A 12,090-nucleotide genomic window follows, 5' to 3' on the forward strand; every position below is an offset into this window, starting at 1 on the left:
GGCGCCACGGCTAATCTGTGCTCATGCCTCGTTATGAATACCGGTGCCGCCCCTGTGACACCACCTTCGAGCTGAACCGGCCGATGGCCGAGTCCTCCGCCCCTGCGGTCTGCCCCCACGGCCACGAGGACACCGTGAAGCTCCTCTCCACGATCGCCGTCGGCGGCTCCGCCGCGGCCCCCGCACCCGCCCCCGCCCCGCGCGGTGCGGGCGGCGGCTGCTGCGGGGGCGGCGGCTGCGGCTAGGGGTGCCGCTGCGGTCGACCAGGGGTCGCAGGGCCAGGCCCGGCGACCCCTACCGCTTGCGCGCCAGCGTCAAGCCGTCCGCCACGGTCAACAGCACCGCTTCCATCCGCTGGTCCGCCGCGACGTGGTCGTTGAACGCCCGGATGGCCAGGGCCGAACCGGTGGCCGCCGGGTCGACGACCTCGCCGTGGTAGAGGACGTTGTCCGCGACGATCAGGCCGCCCGGCCGCAGCCGGGGCACCAGTTCCTCCCAGTAGGAGATGTAGCCGCCCTTGTCCGCGTCGAGGTAGGCGAGATCGATCCGCGGCTCGGCCGGCAGTGCGCGCAGGGTCTCCAGTGCGGGCGCGATCCGCAGCTGGATGCGGTCCGCGACGCCGGCCCGCTCCCAGGCCTCCCGGGCGTACGCCGTCCACTCCTCCGACACGTCGCAGGCGAGCAGGGTGCCGTCCTTGGGCAGTGCCTGGGCCATGGACAGGGCCGAAAAGCCGGTGAAGGTGCCCACTTCGACGATCTGCCGGGCGCCGATCAGCCGCACCAGGAACGCCAGCAGCGGCCCCTGCTCCTGCGCCGACTGCATCACCGCCGCCTCGGGGAACACGCGATGGGTGAGCTCGACGATGTCCCGCTGTGCGTCGTTCAGCGGCGGGTTGTGGGCGAGGACGTAGTCGTACATCTCCGCGGTGATCTGCGTGCTCTTGGACTCAGCCACTGGTCTCCTCTTGATCAAGGATTGCGGTCCCGGCCGGCCACCGGACGGTGCGGCCGACCGCCCCGGCGAGACTAGCCGAGGCCGTCGTCCCCCACCGCACGGTCCGGGGAAGCGGCACCGCGGAGGAAGGCGCGGACGATCTCCTCGCCCGCGGCGACGCCCCGTTCGTCCAGCGCCGTGACGTGGGGGGCGGACCAGCCGGCCGCCGCCAGTTCGCCGTGTCCGGGCCGCCATCCGCGGTCGGCGGCCAGCAGCAGATCGGCGTCGAGCAGGGAGTCACCGGCCGCGAGGATCTCGGTGGCGCCCGTGCGGCGGGCCACCTCCGCCACGGCGGCGCTCTTGGTCAGCGGCTGCGGTACGGCGTAGATCTTGCGGCCCTGGAGGGACACCGTCCAGCCGCGCTCCGCCGCCCAGCCGGTGAGGTCCTTCACCCAGGTGTCCGGCAGCAACGGCCGCTCCACGACGAGATAGGCGAAGAGGTCCTCGGCGACCCGCTCCTTGCGCAGCCAGGCCGGGTCGGCGGTGCGGACGAGATGGGCGCGGATCTCGGCCAGCGGCGCGCAGTGCGCGGCGATCCGCTCGTCGACGGCGCGCCGCCAGTCCGGGTCCGGCTCGCCCCGTACGAGCAGCTGCCCGCCATTGGCGCAGATGGCGAACTCCGGTGCCGGTCCGGGGAGATGGATGCGGCCGTACTGGGCGCGGGTGCGGGTGGTGGTGGGCACGAAGGTGGTGCGGGCGGCGAGTTCGGCGAGCAGAGCGGCGGCCGTCTCGGTCAGGTAGGACAGCGGCTTGCGCTCGTACGTCTCGACGCACAGCAGCCGGGGGGCCTCGGCGTCCGGCACGGCGAGGTCCAGCGCGGCAGCCGAATAGATCAGGGTGCGGTCGAGGTCGCTGGCGACCAAAAGAGGGGCAGCGCGCAGCGCTTCCGGGGAAGGGTGGTGGTGGGCGAGGGGCCGGCCGCTCATCAGGAGGCCACCGCCTTGCCGTCGGCCCCGGTGGCCCCGCGGGTGAAGCGGGGGTGGATCAACCCCACGCAGGTGTAGGGCAGCTGGTCGACCTCTTCGACGGGGACGCCGCGCTGTTCCGCCAGGAGGCGCACATGCGCGAGATCGGCCCCTGCGCCCCGCCGGGCCAGGATCTTCCAGGGGACCCGGCGCAGCAGGACGCGGGTGGTCTCCCCGACACCGGGTTTGACCAGATTGACGTCGTGGATGCCGTACTCCTCGCTGATCCGCTGGACGGCCGCCCAGCCCTCCCAGGTGGGTGTCCGGTCCGCGGCGGCCAGCTCCTTCACCTCGGCGGCGACCTCCTCGGCAACCTCGTCGAAGCGCGCGGCGACCGCGTCCAGGAACGTCCCGGACAGATCGGCCGCGGCCAGTTCGCGGTAGAACTTCGCGCCGTGGAAGTCGTCCGGGCCCACCAGGTCCGCGCGCAGGACGGTGCGCGATATGAGGCCGGAGACGGTGGAGTTGAGGCAGGCGGACGGGATGAGGAAGTCGTCGCGGGTGCCGTAGGTCTCGACGCAGCCGCCGGGGTCGGCGAGCACGACCATCCGCGGGTCGAAGCCCGGGAAGTCCGCCAGTGCCTGCGCGAGTTCGCGGGTGATGGCGCCCTTGCCGGTCCAGCCGTCCACGAAGACGACGTCCGCCGGATCGTGCCGGGCGGCCAGCCAGCGCAGCGCCGTGGTGTCGATGCCCCGGCCGCGGACGATCGAGACCGCGTAGTGCGGCAGCTCCAGCCCGTGGACGTGCCGGGCCCAGCGGCGCATCAGCACCCCGACGGGGGTGCCGGCCCGGGCCAGCGAGACCAGCACGGGGCGTGGGCCGCGTTCGGCGAGCACGGTCTCGGTGACGGTGCCGACGGCCCGCGCGATCCGGCTCGCCGAGGTCTCGAGCGCGCCGTGGAAAAGCGCCTGGTACTCCTGGCTCGGCTGGAATTCGACGGGCAGCGACTCCGCGTAGTGGGCGCCGCCGCGCTGGATCGCCTCCTCGCGTTCCTCGGTCGGCGCTTCCAGACAGACGCCGGAGAGGTCCTGGAGCAGCCAGCCGACCTCGTCGGCCGCATAGGAGGAGAAGGCGGGGCCGCGCAGCGGCTCGGGGAGGGACATCGATCCGGCCTCTGGTGGCGGCGTGTACGAGGGCAGAACGGCGAGCAGCAGCCGGTCGGTGTGCGCGGCGAGACGGTGCAGCAGACCGCCGGCGGCGTGCAGTTCGGGGCGGTCGCCGGGCGCGTCCACGACGGCCACGATGGCGTCGAAGCGGCGTTCCGGGGCGGAGCCGGGCGCGACGTTGTAGGCGTAGCGCTCCCCCGGCCCGTCGGCCGGGCGGTCGTGGGCGGGGAAGGACAGCCGGGTGCGGATCGCGTACCCGGGGTCGTCCACGGCGAGCACCGGCGAGCGGGTGGTGGTGGAGAAGAAGACGCCCGCGCCGGTGCCGTCGGCGGGTGCCGGGGCGGCGTCGCCGTGCTCCGCGGTGACCAGCGCGTCCAGCGCCCCGGCGATCCGCAGCGGCGCGTACATCAACTCCTCGTTGCCCAGGACGAGGATGCGGCGCGCGCCGTCCAGTTGCTGCGCGAGCCGGGCCGCCATGGCGGGCAGCCGGTCCTCCAGCAGCTCGCGGTGCGCGGGGGTGAAGCCGTGCCGCCCGCCGTCCGGCAGACCGGCGGGCCAGCCGAGGTCGATCCGTACGGCGTGCGCACCACCGGGGCCGGGCGCTGCCGAAGCGTCCGCCGGCCGGGGTCCGTCCTGCGGCGCTCCGTTCGGGCCGGGCGCCGGCGTCCCCGCCGCGAGGGCCTCGTGCCGGGCGACGAGGTCCTGGCCGCGGGAGAGCACATCCTCGGGGAGGCGGACGCCGCCCGCGGCCAGCGCCACGAGATCGACCCGGGCGCCCAACTCGGCCGCGAACTTCTCCAGACGGCTGCGGTCCTCGTCGGAGCGCATGTCGACCAGGGCGACGACCACGTACCGCTCGCGCGGGAAGTGCGCATGCAGCGCCCGGATGGTGTTCAGCACGGTCCGGCCGGTGGAGAACTCGTCGTCGACGAGTACCAGCGGTCCGTCCCCGGCCAGGAGTTCGCGGTCCTGCGGGAGCAGCAGATGCGAGGTGGCGTGGCTGTGCTCCTCCTCGAACCCGCCCACCTGCGCCACGCCCGCCACCGGCCGGCGGGTGGAGTGCAGATACGGCGCCAGCGCCAGGCCGTCGGCCACCGAATGTCCCAGGCCGGTGGCGGTCTCGGCGTAGCCCAGGACGACGGAGCGGGCGGCGGCCTCCTCGCCCAGCAGCTGCCGCACCCGGCGTCCCAGCCCGAGGCCGGCGCCGTGGACCACGTCCGGCCGCTGCGGCACATGCTTGCCGAGCACGTTCGACACGAGCAGATGGGCCCGCTTGGGGTTGCGCCGCAGCGCCAGCCCGAGCAGTTCCGGCAGCTCGTCCCCGCCGCTCAGCGAGACCCCGAGCCGACCGGCGACCCATTCTCCCGTCCAGACCACGCGCTGTGTCTCCTTCGTCGTACCGTCATGTCGTGCACCGCCGGTCATGTCGCCGGCACGCTCGCCGTCAGCAGCTCCACGAACCCGACGCCCTCCCCGGCGACGCCGAACGCCTCGGCGCGCAGCAGGGTCCGCTCGGCCCAGGCCCGGTGCGGTTTCACCTCGTTCATCTTGTTCGTGTACGCGGAGCGCAGGACTCCGCCGGCGCCCCGTTCGGGCCGCAGGATGTCGACCGCGTCGCTGAACTCCTCATGGCTGACGACCGAGAGGGCGTGCACCGGTGCGACGTGCGAGGGGTGGATGCAGGTCTTGCCCTGCAGGCCGTTGGCGCGGTCGAGTTCGATCTCCCGCAGCAGACCGTCCATGTCGTGCTCGATCAGGGCCGTCCGCAGTTCCTCGGCCCGCCCGAGGAACGGGCTGCGCCGCAGCTGCGGCTTGAACATCCGCTCCTGCAACCGGAAGTACTCCCACACCGGGCCGGTGACCGTGAAGCCCGTACCGTCCGCCCGTCCCAGCACATTGACCACGTCGGAGATCACGGACGCGACGATCCGGACGTCGTACGCCGTCATGTCGGGGGCCCGGCGCAGTCCGTAGGCCGAGCAGAAGTCGGTGACGCCGAGGCGCAGGGCGAGCACCCGGTCCCGGTATTTGTCGACGGACCTGGCGATGCCGTGCAGGGTCTCGGCGCGGCTCTCCAGATGCAGCAGCTGCGGGGATTCCAGCACCGGCATCGCGAACAGCCGCCGGTCGCTCGCGGACTCGGCCGCGGTCAGCGCCTCAAGGAAGGGGATGCCGCTTTCCTCGGTGAATTTCGGAAGTACAAAACCAGACAGCCTGTGCACGGCGGGTCCCATCCGCCGCACCAGGTCCGGTATCTGGCCGGGGGCCCGGACGCGGATGAACAGCAGCGGAAGGGACTCTCCCGCGGCGGCCGCCTCGTCGAGCAGGGCGAGCTGGCGCACGAGATTCTCCTCGCCGGCCTCGACGTCCCCGTCCCCTATGGAGTCCTCCAGGCACAGCACCATGGACAGCACGCCGCGCCCGGCCTGCTTGAGGACGTCGGCGGCGAGCTGCGGGCGGGTGGCGGGGCTGTAGAGCGTGGCGCCCAGGGCGACCGCGAGCGTGCGGGCCGGGGAATCGGCGGTGAACTCCACCGGCTCCTGGTGGAACAGCGCCTTCCGAACGTCGGGCGCAAGGTGCCCAAAATGCTGCATATAACTCCCCGTATACCTGCGGGATCCGGGCCCCCCGCGGCGGCTCGCTGTCTGGATCCAGCCGGTAATCGTACGTGTGTGGGGGTGTGATTGGTTCCCGCGTGCGTGAAAATCACGTAACCCACGCGAGGCTCCCGGGTGTCCGCCGCGCGGGCCCGTCCGCGCCTCACGGGGCCCCCGCGTTGTCCCTGCGACCTGAGGGAAGGCAGGATTACGGCATGACGCACGCGATGCTGAAAGGGTCGAACGTACCCCTCGATGCCACGGCTGTCCGGGCCGTCCTGCGCTGGACGCCCGGCGCCGGTGCGCCCGATGTCGATGCCTCGGCCCTGCTGGTGGGACCCGGGGGACGCGTGCGCTCCGACGAGGACTTCGTGTTCTACAACCAGCCCCGCCACCCCAGCGGCCTGGTGCGGCATCTGCCCAAGACGCAGGTCGACGAGGCACTGACCGACACCATCGAGGCGGATCTGGCGGCGCTGGACCCCTCGGTGGACCGGGTCGTCCTGGCCGCGTCCTCGGACGGCGGGCCGTTCGCGGGCGTGACGGATCTGCGGGTCCTGCTCTACGACGCGGCGGCGAGCGACGGCGAGCCGATCGCGGTCTTCGACGTGGTGCCCGAGACGGGCGACGAGACGGCCCTGATCTGCGGGGAGTTGTACCGCCGCGCCGATGCCTGGAAGTTCCGCGCCCTGGGGCAGGGGTACGCCAGCGGTCTGGTCGGCCTGGCGACCGAGTTCGGGATCTCGGTGGACGAGAACGAACCGGCCACGGCGTCCACGGAGGCGCAGGAGGCGACGGCACCGAAGGCGGAGAAGCCCGGCACGGAGCCCACGGCTGCCGACGGCCCGTCGCCCCGCAGCGGGCCCGGCCCATCGGGCCCCGGCCCGTCCGCGCCCGGCCCGGCGGCGGGTGCCACCGGCTCCCCCGCGACCCCGCCGCCCAGCACCTGGCCCGAGGAGGCCTCCGGCCCGCCGTCCGCGGCCGATCCGCAGACCGCTGCGGCGTCGGACCCCGATGCGGTCACCCAGCATGTGCCGGAGGGGATGCCGGAGCCGTTCTCGTCCGCACCGCTGCCGCCGGCCGGCGCACCGCCGGCCGCTCCCGTGCCCACGGGCGGCGGCTACGGCTACCCGCAGAACGTGCCGCCCCCGCCGACGCAGCCCCCGGCCCAGCCCGCATACGGCTACCCGGGACCGCCGCCCCAGTACCAGCCCCAGCCGTCGTCCGCCTACGGCTACCCGGGGCCGCCGCCGGCCGGAACATACGGCTATCAGGCGCCGCAGCAGCCCTTCGTGCCGGACCCGTCCTTCGTGCTGCCGCCCCAGGGCCCGCAGTTCCAGCGGCGTTAGGGACGGTCCGACGGCCCGGGGCGGGACCGGCTGCCCCGGGGGTGAGCCCGCCGGACCGCGCACCACCCCGGCGGCTCACACCTTCGACTTGTAGCCCCGCCCCCACTGCAGACCCCAGCCGTACAGCCGGTCGAGCTCCGCCTGGAAGCCGTAGACGTACTTCACCTCGCGGCGCACCACCAGCTCGCCCTTGACGTTCTCCAGCATGAAGACGGCGCAGGAGCGGGCCTGTGGCGCCCGCTCGTCCAGCTTGACCTCCACCCGCGGTCCGCTGCTCGGGTAGAGCGTCACGACCGCATGCGTACGGTCGAACGCCGGCGTGCCGTCGTAGATGTAGACGAAGATCAGCAGCCGCTTGATCTCATCGCGGTGGTCCAGGTTGATGTAGAGCGTCTCGCCGGACCCCGAACCGAAGCGGTCGTCGCCGCTGAGCTTCACGAAGGGCGGGCCGTTGAGGTCGCCGAGGAAGTCGCCCAGCGGCTGCACCACACCCTTGGTGCCGTCCGTGAGTTCGTACAGACCGGCCAGGTCCAGGTCGACATTGACCACGGCCGGGCCCTGCGCCTGCACGATCTCGGGCTTGAACAGCTTGCCCGGATGCCGCAGCAGTCCGCCCGTGGTGCGCCCGGTCCGTTCATGAAGGTCGGACGTCCGCATCTGCCAGTGCAGATTGACCCGCAGATGCCCGCTGGCCGCCCCCTGCTTGGTCAGTGAGACGACCGGATTCCGCTTCGTCAGCTCGACCACGTACGACGCGCCGCCGCTGTCGAAGTCGAATTTCGCAGCGCCACCGCGCCACAGATTCCCCAGGAACGACACGTTGCCCACCCCATTCTCGGCCCCAATACGCACGGGGCGGCCCGAGGTCTGCACCCCAGGGCCGCCCCGCAGAGAGCGTTCCCGCAATCAGCGCCGTGTCACACTCCGGAGGCGACTTCCGTCGTCTCTCCCGAGCTCTTCCCCGGCTTTCCCTCGCGCCGGTTCCGCGCCACGGACGAGCCGAAGGAGAGGGCGATCAGCGCGATGCCCACCAGGCCGGTGATGACCTCGTGGATCTCGTACTCGATCGTGAGGAGCAGGATGACGGCCAGCGCGCCGATCGCGTAGTGCGCGCCGTGCTCCAGATAGACGTAGTCGTCCAGGGTCCCCTTGCGGACCAGGAAGACGGTCAGCGAGCGGATGTACATCGCGCCGATGCCCAGGCCCAGCGCCATCATGAAGATGTCGTTGGTGATGGCGAAGGCGCCGATGACGCCGTCGAAGGAGAAGGACGCGTCGATGACCTCGAGGTAGAGGAACATGAAGAACGCGGCCTTGCCGGCCAGGCCCACGGCCGCGCCGGTGCCCTTCTTGGCGGGAGCCGCCGCGGGCTCGTCGCCCTCTTCGTCCTCCTCCTCCAGCTTCTCCTCGAAGTAGCCGGAGATTCCGCCGACGACGAGATACGTCAGGAGGCCCGCGACGCCGGCCAGCAGCACCGTGGCGCTCTTGTCACCGGCGCCGTGTGCCGCGGCGGTGGCCACCGTCATCGAGGTCACCAGCAGGACGACCAGCGCGATGATGACGGACAGCATGTCGAGCTTGCCCATCTTGGCCATGGGCTTTTCGATCCAGGACAGCCATTTGTAATCGCGCTCCTCGAAGATGAAGTCGAGGAAGATCATCAACAGGAAGATCCCGCCGAAGGCCGCGATCGCCGGGTGGGCACTGGTGACCAGCTCCTGGTAACGCGCCTTGTCATTGAGGGCCAGGCTGACCGCCTCGATCGGCCCCAGCTTCGCGGTGATCGCGACAACCACGACCGGGAACACCAGCCGCATGCCGAACACCGCAACGAGAATGCCGACGGTGAGGAAGATCTTCTGCCAGAATGCGTTCATCTTGCGCAGAATGCCCGCATTGATAACGGCATTGTCGAACGAGAGCGAGATCTCCAGGACGGACAGGATCCCGACAATCGCCAGCCCCTGCCACCCCCAGAGCACGCCGGCCAAGGCGAGGCCGAGCACCGTGATGGCGAACGACCAGCCAAAGGTTTTCAGGAGCACTGCTACCCAATCCTTCGCTGTGTGGGTCCCCCGCGCGCAGCGCGCGGCGCTTTACGAAACGTTGACCCCGAAGTCTAGAGCGATGCCCCGCAGACCCGACGCGTACCCCTGTCCGACGGCTCGGAACTTCCATTCGCCGTTGTAGCGATACACCTCGCCGAAGATCATCGCCGTTTCCCCGGAGGCGTCCTCACTGAGGTCGTAGCGGGCGAGTTCGCTGCCGTCGGTCTGATTGATGATGCGAATGAAAGCGTTGCTGACCTGGCCGAAGCTCTGGCCGCGCACCTCGGCCTCATGGATCGAGACCGGAAAGACGATCTTGTCGACCGGCTCGGGCACCTGCGAGAGATCGACCAGAATCGACTCGTCGTCACCCTCCCCCTCGCCGGTGAGGTTGTCCCCGGTGTGTTCGACGGAGCCCTCAGGGCTCGTGAGGTTGTTGTAGAAGACGAAGTACTCGTCCCCCAGCACCCGTCCCGACTGGCACAGCAGTGCGCTGGCGTCGAGATCGAAGGGCGCTCCGGTCGTGGACCGCGCGTCCCAGCCGAGGCCGACCATGATCTGCGTGAGATCCGGAGCGGCCTTGGACAGAGAGACATTGCCCCCCTTGGCAAGCGTGACGCTCATCGTGCGCTTCCTCCCCGATGTCGGTGCGGGCCGTGCCGGGCACGGCCCCATCCCTTCCCTTCAAGCGCGTCCGGCGCCGCACTCCCCCGGTTCGGGGCGTACGGCGCCGGACGCGGTCATTCCTGGACCGGGCAGCCACTGCGCGAGCACTGCCCGGCCGGTCGTCGACGATCAGATCGCAGCCGCTGCCGATCAGACGTTGACGCCGAAGTCCTGCGCGATGCCGCGCAGACCCGAGGCATACCCCTGCCCGATGGCCCGGAACTTCCACTCCGCGCCGTTGCGGTACAGCTCGCCGAAGACCATGGCGGTCTCGGTCGAGGCGTCCTCGCTCAGGTCGTAGCGCGCCAGCTCGTTGTTGTCGGCCTGGTTGACCACCCGGATGAAGGCGTTGCGGACCTGGCCGAAGCTCTGCTGACGGGTCTCGGCGTCGTAGATCGACACCGGGAAGACGATCTTGTCGACATCGGCCGGCACGGCGGCCAGATTCACCTTGATCTGCTCGTCGTCGCCCTCACCCTCACCGGTGATGTTGTCGCCGGTGTGCTCGACCGAACCGTCCGGGCTCTTCAGGTTGTTGAAGAACACGAAGTTCTGGTCGTTGGCCACCTTGCCCTGGTCGTTCGTCAGCAGGGCGCTGGCGTCCAGGTCGAAGTCCGTACCGGTGGTGGTACGCGCATCCCAGCCCAGACCGACGACGACGGCGGTCAGATTGGGGGCTTCCTTCGTCAGCGAGACGTTGCCGCCCTTGCTGAGGCTGACTCCCACGAGTCCTCCCAAAGATTCGAGGGGTACGTAAAGATTTGCGCCCCCATCGTGCATGGCATCGGATCAACGAATTGATCCTAGTGACCGGTTCCCACCGATTGCAGATATCGCACCTGGATCCGTGCGGATGTCGGCCCGGTGGGCACACCGGCGGCGTGGGAGAGCGCGGCTCAGAGGCTGCCGAGCGCCTTGAGGTAGTCGTTGAGGTCGCGGGCGTCGGGCAGGCCGTTGACGACCGTCCAGCGCACCACGCCCTCCTTGTCGATGATGAACGTGCCGCGCACCGCGCAGCCCTTCTCCTCGTCGAAGACGCCGTACGCCCGCGAGGCCTCGCCGTGCGGCCAGAAGTCCGACAGCAGCGGGTACTCCAGCCCCTCCTGCTCCGCGAAGACGCGCAGCGAGAACGGGGAGTCGTTGGAGACGGCCAGCAGCTGGACGTCGTCGTTGACGAACTTCGGCAGCTCGTCACGGAGCGCGCACAGCTCACCGGTGCACACACCGGTGAAGGCGAAGGGGTAGAAGAGGAGGACGACGGACTTCTCGCCGCGGAAGTCGGAGAGCCTGACCAGCTCACCGTGCTGGTTCTTCAGCTCGATGTCCGGAGCCTTCGTGCCGACCTCGATCGCCATGGGGTGCTTCCCTTCCGCTCACTGCCAACAGAACGCGACCAACCCTACGCGCCGGGGTGCACGAGGGGGGAACGCGTCCTGAACAGGGCCGAGCCCCCTCCGGAACATGCGCGGAGGGGGCTCGGTGACGAACGTCGAGTCGGTGCGGCTCAGCGCTTGCCGGACTTGGGTGTGACCAGGCGGCTGCCGGTCCAGTCCTTGGCCGCGTTGATGCTCTTGGTCTGGGACAGACCCGCGGTCTGCGCGGCCTCATTGATGTCGCTCGGCTCGACGTAGCCCTCACGGCCGGTCTTCGGGGTCAGCAGCCAGATCTGCCCGCCCTCGTCGATCAGGCCGATGGCGTCCACCAGCGCGTCCGTGAGGTCACCGTCCTCGTCGCGGAACCACAGCACGACGACGTCGCAGACGTCGTCGTAGTCCTCGTCGACGAGATCCTGGCCGATCACGGTCTCAATGCCTTCGCGGAGATCCTGATCGACGTCGTCGTCGTAGCCGATCTCCTGGACCACCTGTCCGGGCTCGAACCCCAGCCTGGCGGCAGGGTTGGTCCGCTCCTCCGCGTGGTCCGCGGTCGCGCTCACGGATTGCCTCCTGTCATGTTTCGGAAATGCTCGGGGACCCCGCGCGTGCGCGGAGCATTGGGCGTAGTCCACACGGGCCGGGCGGATCGCGCAAGTACCCGGCGATCCAGACCGCCGAAACGGTGACGTTTGGCGGCGTCTCGCCGCAACCACGACCCTGGCGGGACAAGCCGAAGTGATTCACACCACAGCATTCTGCCGGGTTTGTCGGGTACTCGCGCGAGACTGGTCCCTTCGGGGGTCACCGGCCCGTTCCGGATCTCTTTTCGGGGCCCGGACGTCCGTACGCGAACCACTTTCGACATGAGCGTATGGTTGCGATTTGGCCGACCCGAGAAATCGGCCTTTTCAGCGCCATCTCTCTACGGATGGGTTACCCATCGGTAGAGGTGACGTATCCCTGTGGCTCGGTACACGATGGAGACGGCGC

General features: G+C 70.4%; 12 protein-coding genes. 2 read left to right on the plus strand and 10 right to left on the minus strand.

Translation table 11 applies throughout. From position 1 onward, the window contains the following. Positions 1 to 23 precede the first annotated feature (23 nt). Positions 24 to 245, plus strand: a complete 222-nt coding sequence (locus BKA18_RS11220; RefSeq protein ID WP_366043008.1) for an FmdB family zinc ribbon protein — start codon at positions 24 to 26, stop codon at positions 243 to 245. 49 nt (positions 246 to 294) lie between these two features. Here BKA18_RS11220 and BKA18_RS11225 read toward each other — a convergent pair whose 3' ends face one another. The 4 genes from BKA18_RS11225 to BKA18_RS11240 form a co-directional block, all read right to left on the minus strand. Beyond that, positions 295 to 918: an O-methyltransferase gene (locus BKA18_RS11225; protein ID WP_208859225.1), complete on the minus strand. Its 624-nt coding sequence runs from the start codon at positions 916 to 918 to the stop codon at positions 295 to 297. Between the two features lie 107 nt (positions 919 to 1,025). Beyond that, complete coding sequence (locus tag BKA18_RS11230; RefSeq protein ID WP_366043009.1) at positions 1,026 to 1,919, minus strand: HAD family hydrolase; 894 nt, start codon at positions 1,917 to 1,919, stop codon at positions 1,026 to 1,028. Then, complete coding sequence (locus tag BKA18_RS11235; RefSeq protein ID WP_366043010.1) at positions 1,919 to 4,489, minus strand: phosphoribosyltransferase; 2,571 nt, start codon at positions 4,487 to 4,489, stop codon at positions 1,919 to 1,921. The genes BKA18_RS11230 and BKA18_RS11235 overlap by 1 nt, the downstream gene beginning before the upstream one ends. Next, a complete protein-coding gene (locus BKA18_RS11240) occupies positions 4,486 to 5,658 on the minus strand; it encodes an HpcH/HpaI aldolase/citrate lyase family protein (RefSeq protein ID WP_366043011.1) in 1,173 nt (390 codons plus the stop codon). Before BKA18_RS11240 ends, BKA18_RS11235 begins: the two co-directional genes overlap by 4 nt. 218 nt (positions 5,659 to 5,876) lie before the next feature. Here BKA18_RS11240 and BKA18_RS11245 point away from each other — a divergent pair, with 218 nt between their 5' ends. Continuing rightward, a complete protein-coding gene (locus BKA18_RS11245) occupies positions 5,877 to 7,010 on the plus strand; it encodes a TerD family protein (protein WP_366043012.1) in 1,134 nt (377 codons plus the stop codon). A gap of 75 nt (positions 7,011 to 7,085) precedes the next feature. Here the strand turns inward: BKA18_RS11245 and BKA18_RS11250 are convergent, their stop codons facing one another. The 6 genes from BKA18_RS11250 to BKA18_RS11275 all read right to left on the minus strand — a co-directional run bounded on the left by BKA18_RS11250 (position 7,086) and on the right by BKA18_RS11275 (position 11,660). After that, positions 7,086 to 7,829 carry a TerD family protein gene (locus BKA18_RS11250; RefSeq protein WP_040900801.1) on the minus strand — a complete coding sequence of 248 codons (744 nt, stop codon included), beginning with the start codon at positions 7,827 to 7,829 and terminating at the stop codon, positions 7,086 to 7,088. Positions 7,830 to 7,927: 98 nt separating this feature from the next. Beyond that, positions 7,928 to 9,055, minus strand: coding sequence for a DUF475 domain-containing protein (locus tag BKA18_RS11255; protein ID WP_366043013.1), 1,128 nt, complete (start codon positions 9,053 to 9,055; stop codon positions 7,928 to 7,930). A 51-nt stretch (positions 9,056 to 9,106) separates the two neighbouring features. Then, positions 9,107 to 9,682: a TerD family protein gene (locus tag BKA18_RS11260; protein ID WP_006605846.1), complete on the minus strand. Its 576-nt coding sequence runs from the start codon at positions 9,680 to 9,682 to the stop codon at positions 9,107 to 9,109. A gap of 192 nt (positions 9,683 to 9,874) precedes the next feature. Next, positions 9,875 to 10,450, minus strand: coding sequence for a TerD family protein (locus BKA18_RS11265; RefSeq protein WP_006605845.1), 576 nt, complete (start codon positions 10,448 to 10,450; stop codon positions 9,875 to 9,877). 170 nt (positions 10,451 to 10,620) lie between these two features. Further along, positions 10,621 to 11,079, minus strand: coding sequence for a peroxiredoxin (locus tag BKA18_RS11270; RefSeq protein ID WP_006605844.1), 459 nt, complete (start codon positions 11,077 to 11,079; stop codon positions 10,621 to 10,623). 149 nt (positions 11,080 to 11,228) lie between these two features. After that, positions 11,229 to 11,660 (minus strand): DUF3052 domain-containing protein, encoded by a 432-nt coding sequence (locus BKA18_RS11275; RefSeq protein WP_006605843.1) that lies wholly within the window; start codon positions 11,658 to 11,660, stop codon positions 11,229 to 11,231. Positions 11,661 to 12,090 lie beyond the last annotated feature (430 nt).

The organism is Streptomyces auratus, assembly GCF_050433025.1.
GTDB classification, from domain to species: domain Bacteria; phylum Actinomycetota; class Actinomycetes; order Streptomycetales; family Streptomycetaceae; genus Streptomyces; species Streptomyces sioyaensis.